Source organism: Streptomyces sp. NPDC001480 (genome assembly GCF_042894725.1).
Lineage (GTDB): Bacteria > Actinomycetota > Actinomycetes > Streptomycetales > Streptomycetaceae > Streptomyces.
Map to the genome: position 1 here is coordinate 1 of NZ_JBIAVX010000033.1, position 19870 is coordinate 19870.

Annotated in this window: 17 protein-coding genes; 10 read left to right on the forward strand and 7 right to left on the reverse strand. The window is 70.7% G+C overall.

Annotated elements, in window-relative coordinates; genetic code table 11:
• Positions 1-155: 155 nt before the first annotated feature.
• On the reverse strand, positions 156-977 hold the full coding sequence (locus ACFY01_RS43355; protein WP_390741286.1) for a L,D-transpeptidase family protein: 822 nt from the start codon (positions 975-977) through the stop codon (positions 156-158).
• 82 nt (positions 978-1059) lie between these two features.
• Here ACFY01_RS43355 and ACFY01_RS43360 point away from each other — a divergent pair, with 82 nt between their 5' ends.
• Positions 1060-2640 carry a methylmalonyl-CoA mutase gene (locus tag ACFY01_RS43360; RefSeq protein WP_390741332.1) on the forward strand — a complete coding sequence of 527 codons (1581 nt, stop codon included), beginning with the start codon at positions 1060-1062 and terminating at the stop codon, positions 2638-2640.
• Between the two features lie 94 nt (positions 2641-2734).
• Positions 2735-3310 carry a Uma2 family endonuclease gene (locus ACFY01_RS43365; RefSeq protein ID WP_390741287.1) on the forward strand — a complete coding sequence of 192 codons (576 nt, stop codon included), beginning with the start codon at positions 2735-2737 and terminating at the stop codon, positions 3308-3310.
• An 18-nt stretch (positions 3311-3328) separates the two neighbouring features.
• Here the strand turns inward: ACFY01_RS43365 and ACFY01_RS43370 are convergent, their stop codons facing one another.
• The gene (locus ACFY01_RS43370) at positions 3329-4702 is read right to left on the reverse strand and encodes an FAD-dependent monooxygenase (protein ID WP_390741288.1); all 1374 of its coding nucleotides are present in this window, start codon (positions 4700-4702) and stop codon (positions 3329-3331) included.
• A 71-nt stretch (positions 4703-4773) separates the two neighbouring features.
• Here ACFY01_RS43370 and ACFY01_RS43375 point away from each other — a divergent pair, with 71 nt between their 5' ends.
• Positions 4774-5424, forward strand: coding sequence for a TetR/AcrR family transcriptional regulator C-terminal domain-containing protein (locus ACFY01_RS43375; RefSeq protein ID WP_390741289.1), 651 nt, complete (start codon positions 4774-4776; stop codon positions 5422-5424).
• On the opposite strand, the gene ACFY01_RS43380 is transcribed toward ACFY01_RS43375, so the two are convergent.
• From ACFY01_RS43380 to ACFY01_RS43390, 3 genes are all read right to left on the reverse strand, one after another.
• Positions 5409-6596 (reverse strand): acyltransferase family protein, encoded by a 1188-nt coding sequence (locus ACFY01_RS43380; RefSeq protein WP_390741290.1) that lies wholly within the window; start codon positions 6594-6596, stop codon positions 5409-5411. The two genes, ACFY01_RS43375 and ACFY01_RS43380, sit on opposite strands and share 16 nt — an antisense overlap.
• Before the next feature lie 213 nt (positions 6597-6809).
• Entirely contained in the window at positions 6810-8141 is a 1332-nt protein-coding gene (locus ACFY01_RS43385; RefSeq protein ID WP_390741291.1) for an alpha-2,8-polysialyltransferase family protein, read from the reverse strand.
• On the reverse strand, positions 8141-9127 hold the full coding sequence (locus ACFY01_RS43390; protein ID WP_390741292.1) for a glycosyltransferase family 2 protein: 987 nt from the start codon (positions 9125-9127) through the stop codon (positions 8141-8143). The genes ACFY01_RS43385 and ACFY01_RS43390 overlap by 1 nt, the downstream gene beginning before the upstream one ends.
• 198 nt (positions 9128-9325) lie before the next feature.
• On the opposite strand from ACFY01_RS43390, the gene ACFY01_RS43395 reads away from it, so the two are divergent.
• The 4 genes from ACFY01_RS43395 to ACFY01_RS43410 are packed head-to-tail and all read left to right on the forward strand — an operon-like array spanning position 9326 to position 14190.
• The gene (locus ACFY01_RS43395) at positions 9326-10672 is read left to right on the forward strand and encodes a DUF6716 putative glycosyltransferase (RefSeq protein WP_390741293.1); all 1347 of its coding nucleotides are present in this window, start codon (positions 9326-9328) and stop codon (positions 10670-10672) included.
• 20 nt (positions 10673-10692) lie between these two features.
• Positions 10693-12027: a cytidylyltransferase domain-containing protein gene (locus ACFY01_RS43400; RefSeq protein ID WP_390741294.1), complete on the forward strand. Its 1335-nt coding sequence runs from the start codon at positions 10693-10695 to the stop codon at positions 12025-12027.
• Between the two features lie 13 nt (positions 12028-12040).
• Positions 12041-12979 (forward strand): N-acetylneuraminate synthase family protein, encoded by a 939-nt coding sequence (locus tag ACFY01_RS43405; RefSeq protein WP_390741295.1) that lies wholly within the window; start codon positions 12041-12043, stop codon positions 12977-12979.
• Between the two features lie 59 nt (positions 12980-13038).
• Entirely contained in the window at positions 13039-14190 is a 1152-nt protein-coding gene (locus ACFY01_RS43410; RefSeq protein WP_390741296.1) for a hypothetical protein, read from the forward strand.
• 141 nt (positions 14191-14331) lie between these two features.
• Here ACFY01_RS43410 and ACFY01_RS43415 read toward each other — a convergent pair whose 3' ends face one another.
• Positions 14332-15027 carry a class I SAM-dependent DNA methyltransferase gene (locus ACFY01_RS43415; protein ID WP_390741297.1) on the reverse strand — a complete coding sequence of 232 codons (696 nt, stop codon included), beginning with the start codon at positions 15025-15027 and terminating at the stop codon, positions 14332-14334.
• 288 nt (positions 15028-15315) lie between these two features.
• Here ACFY01_RS43415 and ACFY01_RS43420 point away from each other — a divergent pair, with 288 nt between their 5' ends.
• Together ACFY01_RS43420 and ACFY01_RS43425 are read left to right on the forward strand one after the other, a co-directional pair.
• Positions 15316-16548: a M20 family metallopeptidase gene (locus ACFY01_RS43420; protein ID WP_390741298.1), complete on the forward strand. Its 1233-nt coding sequence runs from the start codon at positions 15316-15318 to the stop codon at positions 16546-16548.
• Positions 16549-16839: 291 nt separating this feature from the next.
• Positions 16840-17868, forward strand: coding sequence for a BMP family protein (locus ACFY01_RS43425; RefSeq protein ID WP_390741299.1), 1029 nt, complete (start codon positions 16840-16842; stop codon positions 17866-17868).
• Between the two features lie 124 nt (positions 17869-17992).
• Here the strand turns inward: ACFY01_RS43425 and ACFY01_RS43430 are convergent, their stop codons facing one another.
• A complete protein-coding gene (locus ACFY01_RS43430; RefSeq protein WP_390741300.1) occupies positions 17993-18337 on the reverse strand; it encodes a hypothetical protein in 345 nt (114 codons plus the stop codon).
• 320 nt (positions 18338-18657) lie between these two features.
• On the opposite strand from ACFY01_RS43430, the gene ACFY01_RS43435 reads away from it, so the two are divergent.
• Complete coding sequence (locus ACFY01_RS43435) at positions 18658-19713, forward strand: BMP family protein (protein ID WP_390741301.1); 1056 nt, start codon at positions 18658-18660, stop codon at positions 19711-19713.
• The last annotated feature ends 157 nt before the right edge of the window (positions 19714-19870 follow it).

Genomic DNA, 19870 nt, shown 5'->3' on the forward strand with positions numbered 1-19870 from the left:
TGCGGCCGGGGTACATTTTTATTTTGTTCGCCTTTTGGTCAGGGGCGGGGCCTTTGGGGGGGGGCCCCCCCCCGGCGGGGGGCGGGCCCCGGGGGGGGGGGGGGCCCCGGCCCCCCGGCCCCCCCCCCCGCCCCGCAATCCCTCCCCCCTGGTGATCACCAGTAGACGACGACCTTGTCGCCGTTCCTCACCTGCGCGAACACTTCCGCGATCGCCGCCTCGTCCCGCACGTTGACGCAGCCGTGGGAGCCACCGGCGTAGCCGCGCGCGGCGAAGTCGTACGAGTAGTGCACCGCCTGGCCGCCGCTGAAGAACATCGCGTAGGGCATGGGGGAGTCGTAGAGCGTCGACACATGGTGCCGTGACTTCCAGTAGACGTGGAACACGCCCTCTCGGGTGGGCGTGTACTGGGAGCCGAAGCGGACGGACATGGTGGACACCGTCCGCCCGTCGATCATCCAGCGCAGCGTCCGGGTGGTCTTGCTGATGCACAGCACCCGGCCGGTCAGGCAGCGCGGGTCCGGCGCGGCGGCCGGCTGGCCGCCCATCAGGTACAGCTCCCACGTGCCCGGTTCGTGCGTCATGCTGATGAGCCGCCGCCAGGTGACGGTGTCGGTGCGGCCGGTCTGCGGCAGTCCGCGTTTGCGCTGGAAGCCCTTGACGGCCTGCTCGGTCAGGTCGTCGTAGGTCCCCGTCGGCCCGTCGAAGAGCCAGTCGAGCTGCCGCAGCCGGGCCTGTAGCTCGCGTACGTCCGTGCCGCTGTCCCCGCGCGACCACAGCACGTCGGCCGGCGCGGGGGCGGGGGCGGTGCTCGACTTCGGGGCCGCCGGGGTGGATGCCCGGCTGCTCGGCAGTTGGATGTGCACCGGTGAGCGCTGCTTGCCGTCGGCGTCCTGGGCCTGCGGCGTGCAGCCGCAGAGGACGGTGAGCGCGACGGTGGGGACGAGTGCGGCGGTCGAGCGTCCGATGCGGCTCATGCCCCAGATGCTTCCCAGCGTGACCGCCGCCGAACAACGGGGCATGGTGAGGAGTACCGAACGCAACTCGGAGGCACACACCATGGCGCGTGAGTCGGAGTCCGGACTGCCGATCGAGCCGGTCTACGGGCCGCAGGACCTGGCCGGCTGGGACCCGGCCGGGAAGCTGGGCGAGCCGGGCGCGTACCCCTTCACCAGGGGCGTGTACCCCAGCATGTACACCGGCCGGCCCTGGACGATGCGCCAGTACGCCGGTTTCGGCACCGCCACCGAGTCCAACGCCCGCTACCGGCAGCTGATCGAGCACGGCACGACGGGGCTGTCCGTCGCCTTCGACCTGCCCACCCAGATGGGCCACGACTCCGACGCGCCCCTCGCCCACGGCGAGGTAGGCAAGGTCGGCGTGGCCATCGACTCGATCGACGACATGCGGGTGCTGTTCGGCGGGATCCCGCTGGGCGAGGTCTCGACGTCGATGACGATCAACGCGCCGGCTGCCCTGCTGCTGCTCCTCTACCAGCTGGTGGCGGAGGAACAGGGCGTCCCGGCGTCCCGGCTGACCGGCACGATCCAGAACGACGTCCTGAAGGAGTACATCGCGCGGGGCACGTACATCTTCCCGCCGAAGCCCTCCCTGCGCCTGATCGCCGACGTCTTCAAGTACTGCAAGGCCGAGATCCCCAGGTGGAACACCATCTCGATCTCCGGCTACCACATGGCCGAGGCGGGCGCCTCGCCCGCGCAGGAGATCGCCTTCACCCTCGCGGACGGCATCGAGTACGTCCGTACGGCGGTCGCGGCCGGCATGGACGTCGACGACTTCGCGCCCCGCCTGTCCTTCTTCTTCGTCGCCCGTACGACGATCCTGGAGGAGGTCGCCAAGTTCCGGGCCGCGCGCCGGATCTGGGCCCGGGTGATGAGGGAGGAGTTCGGCGCGCGGGACCCCAAGTCGCTGATGCTGCGCTTCCACACCCAGACGGCGGGCGTCCAGCTGACGGCCCAGCAGCCCGAGGTGAACCTCGTGCGGGTCGCCGTCCAGGCCCTGGCGGCGGTGCTCGGCGGCACGCAGTCCCTGCACACCAACTCCTTCGACGAGGCGATCGCCCTCCCCACGGACAAGAGCGCCCGGCTCGCCCTGCGCACCCAGCAGGTGCTGGCCCACGAGACGGACGTGACCGCGACCGTCGACCCGTTCGCGGGCTCGTACGCCGTCGAGCGGATGACGGACGACGTGGAGGCGGCGGCCGTGGACCTGATGCGCAGGGTCGAGGACCTGGGCGGCGCGGTCGCGGCGATCGAGCGGGGGTTCCAGAAGGAGGAGATCGAGCGCAACGCGTACCGCATCGCCCAGGAGACGGACGCGGGCGAACGCGTCGTGGTCGGTGTCAACCGCTTCCGGTTCGACGAGGAGGAACCGTACGAGCCGCTCCGCGTGGACCCGGCGATCGAGGCCCAGCAGGCGGAGCGGCTCGCCCGGCTGCGGGCGGAACGGGACCAGGGGGCGGTGGACTCGGCCCTGGCCGCCCTGAAGAAGGCGGCCGAGGGCGAGGACAACGTCCTGTACCCGATGCGGGAGGCGCTGCGGGCCCGGGCGACGGTGGGGGAGGTGTGCGGGGCGCTGCGGGAGGTGTGGGGGAGTTATGTGCCGAGCGATGCGTTCTGAGGCCGGGATGTTCCTCCCAAGGAGTGATCAGGGGCGACGCCCGCACGCCCCCGGTTACGCTCGTTGCAGAGTGGGCCCCGAAACGGAGGACGCCATGGCCGTACTACAGCAGGAGCTGACCCTGGGCGAGGCTGCCGACATGCTCGCCCGTGCACTGCCTGGCCACCGCGTGGAGATTCTCCAGGGGAGGCTCACTGTGACACCGCCGCCGGACGGCTCGCACGCTCTGTCGTTGACCAAGGTGTGCCGGGCGCTGGACCGCGCAGGTATCGAGGGAAGCGGGGCGGAGTGGGTCCAGGGCGTCGGCCTCTGGCTGCCAACGCTCCCCGAGGACTTCGCGATCCCGGACCTCTCCATCGTGGACGAGGACTTCCGGGACGCCCACGTCACCAAGAACTACTACGCTCCGAACGTCTTCCGCATGGTCATGGAAGTGACGTCGTCGAACTGGTCCGATGATCTCGGCCCCAAGGTCGAGTGCTACGCCCAGGTCGGCATCCCGGTCTACCTCGTCGCGGACCGCAAGCACGGTGAGGTGCTGCTCTACACCGAACCGGTCGACGGCAAGTACCCCGATCCCCAGCGCTTCAAGCGCGGCCAGGGCGTGCCCGTCCCGGAGTCCGTCGGTGTCCACCTGGAACTCCCGGTGGACACCCTCCTCGACGGCTGATCGCCCGCAAGCCGAGGCTCACCCGCAGCCCACGTGCGTGAGGTACTCCCCGAGCCCCTCCGCCGAGTCCCCCGCCCAGCCGACGTAACCGTCCGGGCGGACCAGGAACACACCCGGGCCGTACGACTCCGGGGCGGCCGGAAGCGCCCGTACCCCTGCGGCGGGCGCCGCCGCGCCGAGCAACGTCCAGTGCGGTCCCCGGAACGCGTCGAACAGCCGTACCCCGTCCACCCTGCCGTCCGGCGCCCGGTCGCCCGCCCGTACGCCGGACGGGGCGGCACGCCGGTCCTCGCTGAGGGACGACTCCGGGTACCCCAGGCCGAGCTGGACCGTCGCCTTGCCCCGCCGCACCTCGCCGCGGTGCACGCCCGTCGACAGGCCCAGCATGGCCGCGGCGTTGGCGCGCCGTTCCTCCTCGTAGGTGTCCAGCAGCGCCTCGGGAGCGCCGTCCCGCAGCACCGCGCCCAGCTTCCAGCCCAGGTTGTAAGCGTCCTGGACGCTGGTGTTCAGCCCCTGCCCGCCGGCCGGTGAGTGCACGTGCGCGGCGTCGCCCGCGAGGAACACGCGGCCCACCCGGAAGCGGTCCGCCAGTGCCGCGCGCGGCCGGAAGTCCGAGGCCCAGCGCAGCTCGGTGACGTCCGCGGCGTCGAGGTGCGTGTACGCGGCGACCAGCTCGCGGACGCCGTCCAGGGTCGGCTTCGGCTCGGTGTCCTCCGGCAGTTTCGCGGACAGCTGGAAGTCGTCGGTGCCGGCGAGCGGGCACAGCGTGAGGCCGGTGCCGTCGGGCCCGGGAAACACGTGCCAGTGGTTCCGGTCGAGCCCCTTCACCCGCACGTCCGCCACCAGGAACGGGCTCGGGTCGACGGTCTCGCCGGTCATCCCGACCCCCACCGCCCGCCGCACGGCCGAACGCCCGCCGTCGGCGGCGACGACGTACCGCGCGCGGAGGGCCGTACCGTCGGCGAACCGTACGTCCACGCCTTCGGCGTCCTGCTCCAGGCCCGTCGCCTCGCGCCCGAAGGCCACCTGTCCGCCGAGCTCCACGAGCCGCGCGTACAGCACCTCCTGCGTCCGCCACTGCGGCACCATCAGCGGATCGGTGTACGGCGCGCCCTCCTCCGCCTCCACGGGCTCGAACATCGCCCGCTCACCGACCCGTTCGCCGTCCTGCCAGATCATCTGCGCCGGGTAGAGTCCGCCCGCCGCGCGGACCGCGTCGAGGACGCCGAGGTCGTCGAAGACCTCCTGGGTGCGCGGCTGGATCCCCTTGCCGCGCGATCCGGGGAACAGCCGGTCCGCGCGCTCCACGACCAGCGCGTCCACGCCGCGCCGGGCGAGGTCGATCCCCAGGGCCAGTCCGGTGGGGCCCGCCCCCACGATCAGGACATCCATCGTGAATCCCCTTAACGTCGTTAAGTTCCGTCGCCGACGAGAGTGCCCTTAACGCTGTTAAGCTGTCAAGCGTGAGTACGGAACGCCGAGCGCCCCTCGACCGCAACCGGGTCGCGGAGACCGCCCTGAAGCTGCTGAACGAGGTGGGCCTGGAGGGCCTGACCCTGCGTGCCATCGCCAATGAACTGGGCGTCAAGGCGCCCGCCCTGTACTGGCACTTCAAGGACAAGCAGGCGCTGCTGGACGAGATGGCGACGGAGATGTACCGCCGGATGGTCGCCGGCACCGCACTCGATCCCGCCGACACCTGGCAGGAGCGGCTGCTGAAGGTCAACCGCGGACTGCGTGCCGCGCTGCTCGGCTACCGCGACGGCGCGAAGGTCTTCAGCGGTTCACGCTTCACCAGTGTCGACCACGGGCGCGAGATGGAGGCGACCCTGCGGCTTTTCACGGCCGCCGGCTTCACCCTGTCGCAGACGGTCCAGGCGGTGCGGACCGCGAACATGTACACCATCGGCTTCGTCACCGAGGAGCAGGGCGTGCGGCCCCTCCCGGACGAGCGCCGGGAGGGCTACGACATCGAGGAGCGCGCCCGGCGGATGGCCGACTACCCGCTGGCGGCCGAGGCCGGGAAGCTGCTCTTCGACGACTACGACGACCAGTTCGAGGAAGGTCTCGCGCTGGTGGTCGACGGTATCCGGGCGCGCTACGGCGTCGACTGAGACGCCGGCGGGGAGTTCGGCGTCGCCTTCCCCAGCGCCGCCCGCATCCGCGGCGTCAGCGGCTTCTCCACATAGCGGTTCATCAGCCAGGCGAGGAGCAGCATGAGGGCGACCGTCAGCAGGAAGGTCCCGTAGGCCGGTACGCGCAGGTCGCGGTGCAGGACCTTGATGACCACCCAGCCCAGGTGCTCGTGGACCAGGTAGAAGGGGTAGGTCAGCGCTCCGGCCACCGTCAGCCAGCGCCAGTTCGCCCAGTGCAGCCAGCCCAGCGCGATCGCCGCGACCGCGACGAAGCCGAACGTCACCACCAGCATGATGCCGAACGAGGTGCGGTGGGCGAAGGCGTGCGGGTCCGCGGCGTTCCACAGGCCGCGCACCGCGTAGTGCTGCCCGATCAGCCAGCTGACGGCCACGATGCCCCACGCGTAGACGTCACGCCGGTCGCGGTGGACGAGGTAGAGGCCGACGCCGCCGACGAAGAACGGCGCGTACTCCGGCATCAGCACGATGTCGAGCAGCGGCTGGTGCGCGCCCTGTGCGATCGCCGCCGCGAGGATCCAGCCCCCGCAGAAGAGGATCACGCGCCGCCGGCTCGCCCCGGGCAGCACGACCAGCAGCGCGAAGAGGGCGTAGAAGCGGATCTCCGCCCACAGCGTCCAGCACACCCCGAGCACCCGGTCCACGCCCAGCGGCTGCTGGAGCATGGTCAGGTTCACCAGCGCGTCGCTGGGCGACACCGCCTTGAAGGTGACCGCGGGCAGCGCGAACACCGCCGTGACGAGCACGATCGCCACCCAGTAGGCGGGCAGCAGCCGGGACGCGCGGGAGGCGAAGAACGACTTCAGCGGCCGGCCCCAGCCGCTCATGCAGATCACGAATCCGCTGATCACGAAAAAGACCTGGACGCCCAGGCAGCCGTACGCGAAATACGTATGGAGGGTGGGGAATTCGTGCTGGGCGGATCTTCCCCAGGACTGTGTGACGTCGCCGCCCCGGCCGCCGTAGTGGTACGCGGCCACCATCAGCGCGGCTATCAGCCGCAGCCCGTCCAGGGCGCGAAGACGGCTCCCGGTGGCCCGCACCGCCGGGGGCGGGCCGGGCGGGGTGTCTTCCTGAGCGGGTACGGCCGGGGCGGGTTGTGACCGCGCCTTCGTCACAACCGTTTCGGTCATGCTGGTATCCCTCGCGATGCGCTACGGGTCGTCAATGCTGCGGAACGTCAATGAAGACCCTATGGCTTCACCCTGAGGGCTACTGTTCGACAGCCGCACGCTTCGCCGACCGGTTCCCATCGGTTCACCTGCGCGCCGCTTTGGTTTCCTTCCGTTCTCCCGCGCGGCCGTCGACGAGCCAGGCGACAGATGCCGATGCGCGCGCCCCGGCGCTCAGCGGCGCACCGCCTTGCGCAGTGCCCTCGCCCGGCGCACCACCCGCCGTGCCGTGGCGTTGCGGGGGATGAACGCCAGGCGCTCGGGGATGCCGCCGGGCAGGCCGAGGGCGGTGAGGCGCTTGCGCTTGAAGTAGCGCCGGGTGCGCGGGCCGAGGTGCGCGGCGAGGTGGCGTTCGGCCGCCGGTCGCAGCCCGGGGTAGATCTGCGGCTGCATGGCGAAGCCGATCGCGGTGATCAGGGCGCCCAGGGTGTCGGTGGCGATGGGGTCCTCGCCCCGGCCGCCCGCCAGGTCCGGCAGCAGCGCGTCGGCGATGACGACCGGCACCCGGTTGCTGTTCTGGTACGGCGTCAGGCGGTCGAGGAGCGTCACGGTGCCGACCCGGGCGACGGGCAGGCCGTAGAACGCGGAGGCGGTGAACAGCGCCGTGGAGAAGCAGCCGACGACCAGTGCGGGCGGGGTCTTCTCGAACAGCACCTCGGCGAGCACGGGCACGTCCAGGACGGTGAGGTCCACGCCCAGCTTCGCGGCCTCGGTCTCCAGGGCGCGGCTGTAGCGGGCCGGCGCGGTCGGGTGCGGCTTGAAGACGATCTCGCGGTGGCCGCGTTCGACCGCCCCCCGCATCATCCGCACGTGCAGGTCCTCCTCCTCCTCGGGGGAGAGGATGCCCAGCGCGGACAGGTACTGGCCGAGCAGCAGCGCCGCGTTCCCGGGCAGCGCGGGCAGATCCGTGACGGTGGACGTGAGTTCGCCCATCACCTTGAGGAACGCCCCGGTCGGCACCACCTCGGCCGGTACGTCGAACTCGGTGAGCAGCAGCGGCGTCAGCCCCGGCACCAGGTCCAGGTGGAGCAGGCGGCGCACCCGGGTCCCGATCAGCGGGTCGAGCTTGTTGCGGGTGGGGCCGTAGCTCATCAGGCCGTCGGCGTAGACGTCTATGACGGCCTCGGGGAACAGCTGGGCCACGGTCAGGGCGGGGGCGACCTGGATGGACTCCAGGACCAGCTCCACATCGTCGTCCCCGAGGTCCCACAGCAGCCGCAGATAGCGCTCGAACAGCGGGACGTCGTCCGCGCGCGGGGCCCAGGCGCCCGGGTGGAAGGGCCGGATCACCTCGTTCCAGGACAGCACGTCGTCGAAGTGGTCCCGCAGCGGCTCGAAGCCCGGCATGGCGTCGACGGCCGGGGTGGTCTCCGGGGTCGTGGAGTTGTTGAAGACCAGCAGGAGTGCGCGGTCCTCGTCCTCGAAGCAGTCGGAGTCGAGCGCGGCGGCCAGGGTGGCGGCGCCGTAGAGCGTGGAGACGCAGAAGATCCGCGTGGTACGGGGCATCAGGCAGCCGCCTTCGCTGTCGTGATCCGGCGCCGCAGCCGCCGCAGCTTGGAGGAACGGTCGAAGTCCATGGTGTCGAGCACGTCGCCGAGCGCTTCCTGCGGCATGCGCTGGATGGCCGCCGCGCTCATCGACCGCAGCTGCTTGGCCACGGCCGGTTCCCACTTCGATTCGTCCGAGAGGTGGTGGGCGATGATCGCGCAGTAGGTGCGCACCGCCTTCGGCAGCAGCCGGTCGGCGTCCGGGTCCGCGGCCGTCTCCTCGATGACCTGGTCGAAGGCGCGGATGAAGTCCAGCTGCCGGGCGTCACCGATCTGCGTGAGGGAGGAGGCGACCCCGCGCCGGTAGAACACGCCCAGCAGGCTCACCACGGCGAACGACTCCGCCTCGCGGTGCAGCTTCCAGATCCACGGCCGGTCCTCGGCCGTGCGCAGCCCGTCGGTGAAGTGCAGCAGGCGCTTGTCCAGCAGCCGGCGGTGGTAGACGCCGGCCCAGGCGTAGGCGTAGTCCACCGAGGTCGTCCGGTCGGCGGGCAGGATCGCTTCGCGCGGGTTCATCACCCGGCGGCGCCGCCCGTGCGGCACCCGTTGCACGGTGCGCGCGCGGGCCGTGGCCTGGACATGGTCGGTACGGACGAAGTCGCAGCCCAGCTCCTCGACGGCGGCCACCAGCTGGGCGTAGTAGCCCGGGGCCAGCCAGTCGTCGCCGTCCAGGAACGTCAGGTACTCGCCCCGCGCCGCGTCCAGGCCGGTGTTGCGGGCGGTGGCGAGTCCTCCGTTCTTCTCATGGCGGATGTAACGCACCTGGGCGACGTCGGAAAGCTCCTCGGCCGCGCGTTCGAGAATCGCCGGTGTTTCGTCTTTCGAATGGTCGTCCACCAGGACGAACTCGAAATCGGAACGGGCGTTCAGTCGAAGGCTCCGCAGGGTGTCCGGGGCGTATTGCTGCACGTTGTAGAACGGCACGATCACGGAAAGCTTTGGCACCCGAGAAACCCTAGGAGGCCGCCCGGCTGCGAGCCTTTCCGGTATCCGTACGGAGGGTGAACTCAATGTGTCGGAACGGTGCCTGCCGTGTACTTTATGGGCTTCGCCGGGCCAGTTGGGTTCGCGGCGATGTGTTGTTAACTTTTTGTTGAGATGCGGTTGGGCTTTACCTAGGAATTGCTTCCTAGCGTCTTCGTCGTGCCACCAAGTACACCGAAGCCCACGCGAATCGCGGTACTCGCGGACTCCGACACCCGCTGGAAATGGGGTGCGCTGACCGCGGCCCGTATCGCGCCGGGCCAGTCCATGGAAGCCGCAGCGCACGAGGGCGCGCAAGTCGGCCTCGAACTGCGCGGATTCCTGCTGCGCGGCCGGGCGACACCCACCGCGCGCCAGCTGGCCGAGGTGGGCGTCACCGCCGACTCCCTGCGCGAGGTCACGTCCGTCGAGTTCCTGCGCGCCATGGCCGAGGAGACGTACGACATCGTCGTGCTCGCCCTCGTCGGCGGCGGGGTGCAGGCGGTGCTGCACGGCCTCAAGCGGGTCTGGGAGGGGCGCGGCGAGCGGCCCGTCGTCGTCACCGGCTACGTCGGCGTCGTCTACGAGAAGCTCGCCGACGGCCTGCTGCTGCGGCACGGCGCGGACCTCGTCCTCGCCAACTCCCGCCAGGACGCGGACCGTTTCCGGGCGGTGTACGAGGGCGTGGGCGCCGACGCCTCCGCGGTCACCGAGGTGGCGCTGCCGTTCCTCGGCGGCTCCCCGTACGAGGGTGAACACGACCCCTACACCGTGGTGTTCGCGGCCCAGCCCTCCGTACCGGACAGCCGCAGGGACCGTACGTACCTGCTGGAGCGCCTGGTACGGCACGCGCGGCTGCACCCGAACCGCGAAGTACTGCTCAAACTGCGCTCCAGGCCGGGCGAACACACCACCCACATCGAGGAACTGCCCTACCAGAAGCTGGCCCAGCGACTGGACCCGCCGGCCAACTTCCGCCTGGTCTACGGGAACATGGGCGAGGTCCTCGACCGCACCGACCTGCTGGTGACGATCAGCTCCACGGCCGCCCTGGAGTCCCTGCACCGCCGGATCCCGACCGTCGTCCTCACCGACCTCGGCGTCCGCGAGACCCTCGGCAACCACCACTTCGTCGGCTCCGGCTGCCTCGCCTCCTGGGACCAGCTCGACGCCGGACACCGGCCGGTACCGGAGCCGGGGTGGGTGGCCCGGCAGGGCGTGGTCGCGGACGGCTCCTACGCCGACGCCTTCGACGCGGCCCGCGAGCGCATCGCCAAGCTGCTCGCCCAGCCCGGCGGCCTGCCGCCGCTGACCCCGTACTACACACCCGCGACCGCGCCCGGCTACCTGCCCGGCATCCTCGCCCGCCATCACCTCGGCCCGGACGGCAGCCCGCTGCCCGGCGCGCCCGCCGCCGACAAGGAGCCCGGACCGGTCCGGCAGATCGTCCGCCGGGCGGCGCGCGGCGCCTACCGCCACGGGGTGCAGCGCGTGGCCCCCGTCATCCGGCGGATGGGGGAGCTGTGAGTCCTCAAGGAGAAATGCCCATGTCCGACACGTCAGTTGGGGTGCGCCGCATCCTCGCCGTGATCCCCGCGCGAGGCGGCTCCAAGGGAGTGCCCGCGAAGAACCTCGCGCCGGTCGGCGGAGTGCCACTGGTGGCGCGGGCGGTCCGCGAGTGCCGGGCCGGCCGTCTGGTCACGGACGTCGTGGTCTCCACCGACGACCAGGCCATCGCGGCGGCGGCCCGGGAGGCCGGCGCGGAGGTCGTGCTGCGGCCCGCCGCGATCGCCGGGGACACGGCGACCTCGGAGGCCGCGGTCCTGCACGCCATGGAAGCCCACGAGGCCCTGCACGGCGCGGCCGTCGACGTGGTGCTGCTGGTGCAGTGCACCAGCCCGTTCATCCTCCGGGAGGACATCGACGGGGTGGCCTCGGCGGTGGTGGAAGGCGGTGCGGACACCGCGCTGACGGTCGCTCCGTTCCACGGCTTCGTCTGGCGGGAAGCGGCCGACACACCCGCCGCACACGGCGAGGCCGGTCCCGCCGGTGCCGTGGTCGGCGGCGGCCCGGCGACGGAGGACGCGGCCGGCCCACGCCCGGCGGCCGGCCGCAGCCAGGCCGGTCCCGCGCCGGCCGCCGGAGGCTCCGGCGTCAACCACGACAAGTCCTTCCGCCCCCGGCGCCAGGACCGCCCCCAGGACTTTCTGGAGACCGGCGCCGCCTACGCCATGGACGCGGCCGGCTTCCGCAAGTACCAGCACCGCTTCTTCGGCCGCACCGAACTCGTGCGCACCGACCCCGCGCGCGTGCTGGAGATCGACGACCCGCACGACCTGGCGCGGGCACGGGCACTGGCCCCGCTCTTCGACGCGGACCGCCCCGGTTCGCTGCCGACCGCCGACGACATCGACGCGGTCGTACTCGACTTCGACGGCACCCAGACCGACGACCGGGTGCTGATCGACTCCGACGGACGGGAGTTCGTCTCCGTGCACCGCGGCGACGGCCTCGGCATCGCCGCCCTGCGCAGGAGCGGACTGAAGATGCTGATCCTGTCCACGGAACAGAACCCGGTCGTCGCCGCCCGCGCCCGGAAGCTCAAGCTCCCGGTGCTGCACGGCATCGACCGCAAGGACCTCGCCCTCAAGCAGTGGTGCGAGGAGCAGGGCATAGCGCCGGAGCGCGTGCTCTACGTCGGCAACGACGTCAACGACCTCCCGTGCTTCGCCCTCGTCGGCTGGCCCGTGGCGGTCGCGAGCGCCCACGACGTCGTACGCGGCGCCGCACGCGCGGTCACCACCGTCCCCGGTGGCGACGGCGCGGTCCGAGAGATCGCCAGCTGGATCCTCGGCCCCTCTCTCGATTCCCTCACCAAGTAAGGACATCTCCGCCATGAGCACCAACTCCCGTATCCGCACCTTCGGTTCGCGCGAGGCCGGTCCCGGCCGCCCCGTCTACATCTGCGGCGAGATCGGCATCAACCACAACGGTGAGCTGGAGAACGCGTTCAAGCTGATCGACGTGGCCGCCGAAGCCGGCTGCGACGCCGTCAAGTTCCAGAAGCGCACCCCGGAGATCTGCACCCCGCGCGACCAGTGGGACATCGAGCGCGACACCCCCTGGGGCCGGATGACCTACATCGACTACCGCCACCGCGTGGAGTTCGGCGAGGACGAGTACCGCCAGATCGACGAGTACTGCAAGACCAAGAACATCGACTGGTTCGCCTCCCCGTGGGACACCGAGGCCGTCGCCTTCCTGGAGAAGTTCGACGTCCCGGCCCACAAGGTCGCCTCCGCCTCCCTCACCGACGACGAGCTGCTGCGCGCCCTGCGCGCCACCGGCCGCACGGTCATCCTCTCCACGGGCATGTCCACCCCGAAGCAGATCCGGCACGCGGTCGAGGTCCTGGGCAGCGACAACATCCTGCTCTGCCACGCCACCTCCACCTACCCGGCCAAGGCCGAGGAGCTGAACCTCCGCGTGATCAACACGCTGGAGAAGGAGTACCCGAACGTCCCGATCGGCTACTCCGGCCACGAGACCGGCCTCCAGACCACGCTCGCCGCGGTCGCCCTCGGCGCGACGTTCGTCGAGCGCCACATCACCCTCGACCGCGCGATGTGGGGCTCCGACCAGGCAGCCTCCGTCGAGCCGCAGGGCCTGACGCGCCTGGTCCGCGACATCCGCACCATCGAGGCCTCCCTCGGCGACGGCGTCAAGAAGGTCTACGACTCCGAGCTCGGCCCGATGAAGAAGCTGCGCCGCGTCAACGGCGTCGTCGCCGAGGCGGAGATCGCGGCGGCGGCCGGCGAGCCGGTCGCGGTCTGACACCGCGCCATCCTCACCGGGCCACTGTGAGCCCCTTACGACGGGACGGTCGTACGTCGATGAGCCCCCGCGCCGGGAGAACCGGCCCCCGCACTCTCGCGTTCGTGGAGAGTCCGGTGCAGTTGCTGAACGTGCTGGAGTGGGCGCACGTCCACGGGCTGCGCGGGACGGACACGTCCGGCGCGGGCCGCGCGCTGCCCCTGCCCCCGCAGGTACGGCGCTCGGCGGACGGCGGTCCGCCGCCGGCCGGCGCGGAGCTCACCGTCGTCGTCCTGGCCCCGACCGACCCCATGACCCGGGGCCAGCTGCGCCGCATGACCGACCTGGCCCGGGACGAGGGCTACCGGGTCCGCTGGGAGGAGGCCCGGGGCGGCCCGGCCGCGCCCTTCCACACGATCGGCGGACTCGCCGGGCAGCTGCGGCGGGCGGACCGGATCGTCATGGGAGACCCCTTCTCCCGCTACGTTCAGCTGCTGCTGACGATCACCCGGGCCAAGGACCTGGTGGTGGTCGACGACGGCACGGCGACGATGGAGTTCGTCGCCCAGCTCGCCCGCGGTGAGCGCCTGGTGCGCTGGCACCGCAAGGGCGGCCGCCCCGGCGCGCGCGACCTGTTGTTCGCGCCGGTGTCCTCCTCGGCCCGGCGCCGGCTGACCCCGAGCGCGGGCCGCCGGGTGGAGGTCTTCTCCTCCATGCCGGTTCAGGAGAGACCGGACGGCGTGACGGTCACGGCCAACGACTTCGGCTGGACCCGCGCCCGCTTCGGGCCGCCCCGCATCACCACGAGCGCGGACATGGTCGGCACCTCCCTGGTCGAGACCGGTGTCGTCGACGGGGAGCGGTACCTGGAGGCGGTCCGCACCCTGGCCAAGGCCCACGGGGCCACCCGCTACTTCGCCCACCGCCGGGAGAGCGCCGACAAGCTCCGCCGGCTCGCCGCGGAGACCGGACTGGAGATCGTCCGCCCCGACCTGCCGCTGGAGCTCATCGCCCGGCGCGGTCCCATCGGGCGGACGATTCTGAGCTTCCCCTCCACGGTCGTCCACACCCTCCCCCTGGCCCTCGTGGGCACCGGCGTACGGGTCGCCGTGTGTGACATCGACCCCGCCTGGCTGACGGAACACGCCTCCCCCCGCGCCCAGGGCTTCCTGTCCGGGGTCACCGGGACCGCGCGTGATGTCCACCGGCTGGCGGCGGTGAGCGCGGTCTAGCCCGGTCCGCCGAGCCGCTCCCCAAGGGGCCCGCGGGAGCCGGTGCGCACGGTCGGCGCGGCTGAGGGGGCGAGAGCGCCTGCGCCGTCGGTCCGGCCCGCACCGGCGTGCACCGGCGTGCTTCGCGCGGCGCTCAGCCGCTCACCGGCCGCGCCCACCGGCCGCGCCACCGGCCTCGCCGTCCGGCTTGCGGGCCAGCAGGAACGCCCGAGGGCGTTTCTCGTCCTCGACGGGTGCGCGGACCGTCGTGGCCACCGGCAGCAGGCCCGCCGCCGTGAGCGCGGCGGACACGGTCTCCGGGGTACGCAGGTGGTAGTCCAGGTCGATCGGGTGGCCGAACCGCTCCGTGAGGCGCAGATGGCCGCCGCCCTCGTCGAACTGGAAGCACAGGAGCACATGCCCGCCGGGGACCAGGGTGCGGCGGAACTCCGCGAACGCCGCCGGCAGGTGATCGTCCGGGACATGGATGATCGAGTAGAGCGCCATGATCCCGCCCAGCGTCCCGTCCGGCAGGTCCAGCGACGTCATGGAGCCCACGTGGAACCGCAGGTGCGGGTGCGCCTCGCGGGCCAGTTCGACCATCCTGGGCGATACGTCGACCCCGAAGACCGGCACTCCGAGGTCGTGCAGCCGGGCGGCGACGTACCCGGGACCGCTGCCGAGGTCGGCGACCGGCGCCGGGGCCCTGCCCCTCACCAGCTCGGCGAAGGCGGTGAGCATGGCTCTGTCCACCGGGTCGAAGGCCAGCCCGTCGGGGAAGCGGTCCGCGTACTCCTTGGCGATCGCGTCGTAGGACGCGCTGGTGGCTCGTATGAAGTCCGGGTTCGGTTCGCTCACGTCGGCGCAGATTACCGCCGCTCCCCTCGCACCGCCCCCACCTGCGGGTTTCCTCCCGGAAGGTTCCGGTACGTGGACCGCTCCAGCGTGGCTTTGGCGCTGCGTGGTATCCGTTGAGGAAAGGAGGAAGGGTGATCCTGATGCGGCGAAGCCGCGCGAGTTTACCCATCCGAGACAACGGCTATGCGTCGGGCGGTCGGATTTTCTTCCCCTAAGGGGTTGAAGTTTTGTTGATCGCGGGTCAGTCGACCGGTCCGGCGTTCTACCCTTCAGAGGGTGAACCAATTGATGTCCCGACAGTCCGAGGCCGACCTTCCCGGCGATGCCGTGCTCCCCGGTCTGCTGAGCGAGTCGCTGCACGCCGAACTCGTGGCATTCCGGCGCGACCTGCACATGCACCCCGAGCTGGGCAACCAGGAGTTCCGTACCACCGCCGCGATCAAGGCGCGGCTCGAGAAGGCGGGGCTGAAGCCCCGTGTCCTCGCCACCGGGACCGGGCTCGTCTGCGACATCGGGGCGGAGCCCGGCGCGGACCTGGGCGGCACGCCCATCCTGGCGATGCGGGCCGACATCGACGGGCTGCCCATCCCGGACACCAAGACCGAGTGCTCGTACCGGTCCACCGTGCCGGACCGGGCGCACGCCTGCGGCCACGACGTGCACACCACGGTCGTGCTCGGCACCGGGCTCGTGCTCGCCCAGCTGCACGAGAAGGGCCTGCTGCCCCGGCCCGTACGGCTGATCTTCCAGCCCGCCGAGGAGGTGCTGCCCGGGGGCGCCGCCGACGTCATCGCGTCCGGGGCGCTGGAGGGCGTGGGCCGGATCATCGCCGTGCACTGCGACCCCCGGGTCGACGTGGGGCGGATCGGGCTCAGGCCGGGGCCGATCACCAGCGCCTGCGACCGCCTGGAGATCGCGCTCGACGGACCCGGCGGCCACACCGCCCGGCCCCATCTGACCACCGACCTCGTGACCGCCGCGGCCAGGGTCGCCACCGACGTGCCCGCGCTGGTCGCCCGGCGGGTCGACACCCGCAGCGGCCTCGCGATCACCTGGGGACGGATCGAGTCGGGGCACGCGCCGAACGTGATCCCGCAGCACGCCGAGCTCTCCGGGACCGTACGGTGCCTCGACATCGACGCCTGGCGGCTGGCGCCCGACGTGCTGCACGCCGCGATCGACGAGATCGCCACCCTCCACCGGGCCAAGTCCGAGATCAACTACGTGCGCGGAGTGCCGCCGGTCGTCAACGACGCCGAGGTGACCGAACTGCTGCGGGACGCCATGGCCGCACGGCGCGGCATCGAGTCCATCGAGGGCACCGAGCAGAGCCTCGGCGGGGAGGACTTCTCCTGGTACCTCGAACACGTGCCGGGCGCCCTGGCGCGGCTCGGTGTGCGCACACCGGGTGAGCGGACCGTACGCGACCTGCACCAGGGTGACTTCGACGCGGACGAGCGCGCCATCACGGTGGGCGTGGAGCTGTTCACCGCCGCCGCGCTGCTGGACGCCGTGCAGTAAGACGCGGGCGGGGGGCGTCCGGTTGGCGCCCCTTCGTCCGCTTGCGACACCCGGGCGTAACCCGCGACGGGCCCATGTAACCGAACGTCGGCACGAATCGATAACGGCCCGGGAAAACCCCGTTCCCCTCCTCTTCTACGCGCGTTACTGTGCGCCGAACTCGCCACCACTGGCGGCGCTTCGCCACCGGGCGGCACATTGGGGAAGAACGGGCCGGTGACGGTGCCGTGGGGTCGAAGGGGTACAGCTGTGCGTCTGCTCTCTCGGAGGACGAGATTCTCCCAAACTGCGGTGACCGTCGCGGTCATCGCCCTCGCGGCCGCCGGATGCGGCAAGTCCAGCACGGAGTCGAGCACCAGTAGCTCCAAGGACGGCAAGTACTCCGGCAAGGGCATAGGCCTGGCCTACGACATCGGCGGCAAGGGCGACCAGTCCTTCAACGATGCCGCGTTCGCCGGTTTCCAGAAGGCCGAGGGCGAGTTCAAGATCGGCGGGCGGGACATCGAGCCGAGCGACAACGAGACGGCCGCCGACAAGGTGCAGCGGCTTGAACAGCTGGCCAAGGCCGGCTACAACCCGATCATCGGAGTCGGTTTCGTGTATGCGCCGGCCGTCAAGACGGTGGCGGCCAAGTACCCGAAGCTCACCTTCGGCATCATCGACGACGACGGCGTGAAGGCGAAGAACGTCGCCGACATGGTCTTCCATGAAGAGCAGTCGTCATACCTGGCGGGCGTCGCCGCCGCCAAGGCCACCAAGAAGAACCACGTCGGCTTCATCGGTGGTGTGGACATCCCGCTGATCCACAAGTTCCAGGCGGGCTTCGTCCAGGGCGCCAAGTCGGTGCACCCGAAGATCAAGATCGAGTCGCAGTACCTGACGCAGACGCCTCAGGAGGGCGGTTTCTCCAGCCCCGACAAGGGCAAGGTCGCCGCGAACGGGCAGATCGACGCGGGTGCCGACGTGATCTACGCCGCCGCCGGTCTGTCGGGTCAGGGTGTCATCGAGTCCGCGGCCACGCACAAGGTGTGGGCCATCGGCGTGGACTCCGACCAGTACAAGCAGGCCGCGCTGGCCAAGTACAAGGACTACATCCTGGGCTCCGCCCTGAAGAACGTCGGCGGCGCGGTCTACGAACTCTCCAAGTCCGTGTACGAGGGCAAGCCGCTCAGCGGCGAGGTCCGTGGCGACCTGAAGTCCGGCGGCGTCGGCTTCGCCGACTCCAACCCGAAGTACAAGGCGCTGACCGACGTCGTCTCGGCGGTGGACAAGGCCAAGCAGGACATCATCAGCGGCAAGGTCACGGTCAACACGAAGTGACCTGACCGTTCGCGGTCGTGCAAGGGGGACGCCCCCGCCACCGGCCTCTCGCCGGGGCAGGGGCGTCCCTTTTGTGTGACAGGGTGCTTCAGGCCTGTTGCCGGGCCGGCAGCTGCTGCTCCGGTCAGACGGGCTCGTCCGTCTCGATCTTGATCGAGAGCACCCCGGTGCCGGAATAGCCGTGGTCGGTCGCGCACACGGCCTTCGACGTTTCGCCCTTACGGGTGCTGACCCACTTGCCGTACACGTTCCACTTGCTGCCGTGCGGGTCGACGCATACGACCTTGACCCGGTGGACGCTAAAACGGGTGTTACCGCCCGTGCACTTGCCGTAGCCGGTAGTGCCGTCGTGGGACTTCCACGTCGAGCAGGTCGACGAGGCCATGGCGGGCGAGGCAAGGCCGGCGACTGTGGCCGACAGGGCGATGCCGACGCCGGCCGCGGCGGCGGCGAGCTTGGAGAACTTCATGATCCTCCCCTGGATCGAGGACCCGTCAGGCTGGTCGGGCCTGCGGGAACGTTTGTCGTCAAACAGGGAGGATCTTGTCATGTGATCGACGGATGAAGATCACTCCTGAGGGGGATCCGGTCGGGCGGTCGGTATTGCTATCCGGCGTCCGCCCCTTGCCTCCTGCAAGGGGCGCACTGCGGTACGTAACCTGGAGCCGTGACAGTGGCCACAGCTGTATAACGGACCGGACATTGGGGGTTTTCCGTCAGGTCTACGCGCGTTACGCTGCGGCGGAACCAGCGCCTGGTTTGGGCGCTTGCACAAAGGAGTCACGTTCCATGCGCCGGGTGTCCCGTATCGCGATCGCAGGCGCCGCAACCGCGGCCCTCGCCGTCACCATGTCCGCTTGTGGCAGCAGCTCGACCAGCTCGACTTCCTCCTCCGGGGGCGGCAAGAGCAAGGGCATCGGTCTGGCCTACGACATCGGCGGCAAGGGCGACCAGTCCTTCAACGACGCCGCGTTCGCCGGTTTCCAGAAGGCGGAGCAGGACTTCAAGGTCGGCGGGCGGGACATCGAGCCGAGCGACAACGAGACGGACGCCGACAAGGTGCAGCGTCTGGAGCAGCTGGCCAAGGCCGGCTACAACCCGATCATCGGTGTCGGTTTCGTGTACGCGCCGGCCGTCAAGACGGTGGCGGCCAAGTACCCGAAGCTCACCTTCGGCGTCATCGACGACGACAAGACTCAGGCGAAGAACGTCGCCGACATGGTCTTCCACGAGGAGGAGTCCTCGTACCTGGCCGGTGTCGCCGCCGCCAAGGCCACCAAAAAGAACCACGTCGGCTTCATCGGTGGTGTGGACATCCCGCTGATCCACAAGTTCCAGGCGGGCTTCGTCCAGGGCGCCAAGTCGGTGAACCCGAAGATCAAGATCGAGTCGCAGTACCTGACGCAGACGCCTCAGGAGGGCGGTTTCTCCAGCCCCGACAAGGGCAAGGTCGCCGCGAACGGGCAGATCGACGCGGGTGCCGACGTGATCTACGCCGCCGCCGGTCTGTCGGGTCAGGGTGTCATCGAGTCCGCGGCCACGCACAAGGTGTGGGCCATCGGCGTGGACTCCGACCAGTACAAGCAGGCCGCGCTGGCCAAGTACAAGGACTACATCCTGACCTCGGCCATGAAGAACGTCGAGGGCGCGGTCTACGACCTCGCGAAGTCCGTCATCAAGGACAAGAAGCCGCTCTCGGGTGACATCCGCGGCTCCCTCTCCAACGGCGGCGTCGGTCTGTCCGACTCCAACCCGGCCTTCAAGAGCAACGCCGGCATCCAGGCCGCGGTCAAGAAGGCCGAAGAGGGCATCAAGGACGGCAGCATCAAGGTGAAGACCTCCTGACCGTCCCGGTCGGAGGGCTTGGCCGAGAGCCCGCTGCAATGGCAGCGTTACGGCCACGGAACGGGGTGCGGGGAGGATCGTCCCCGGCGTCGTCTCGCGTCTGCCGCGCGAGAGTGACGCCGGGACCGCCTGCACCCCGTTCGCGCGGCAGAATGCT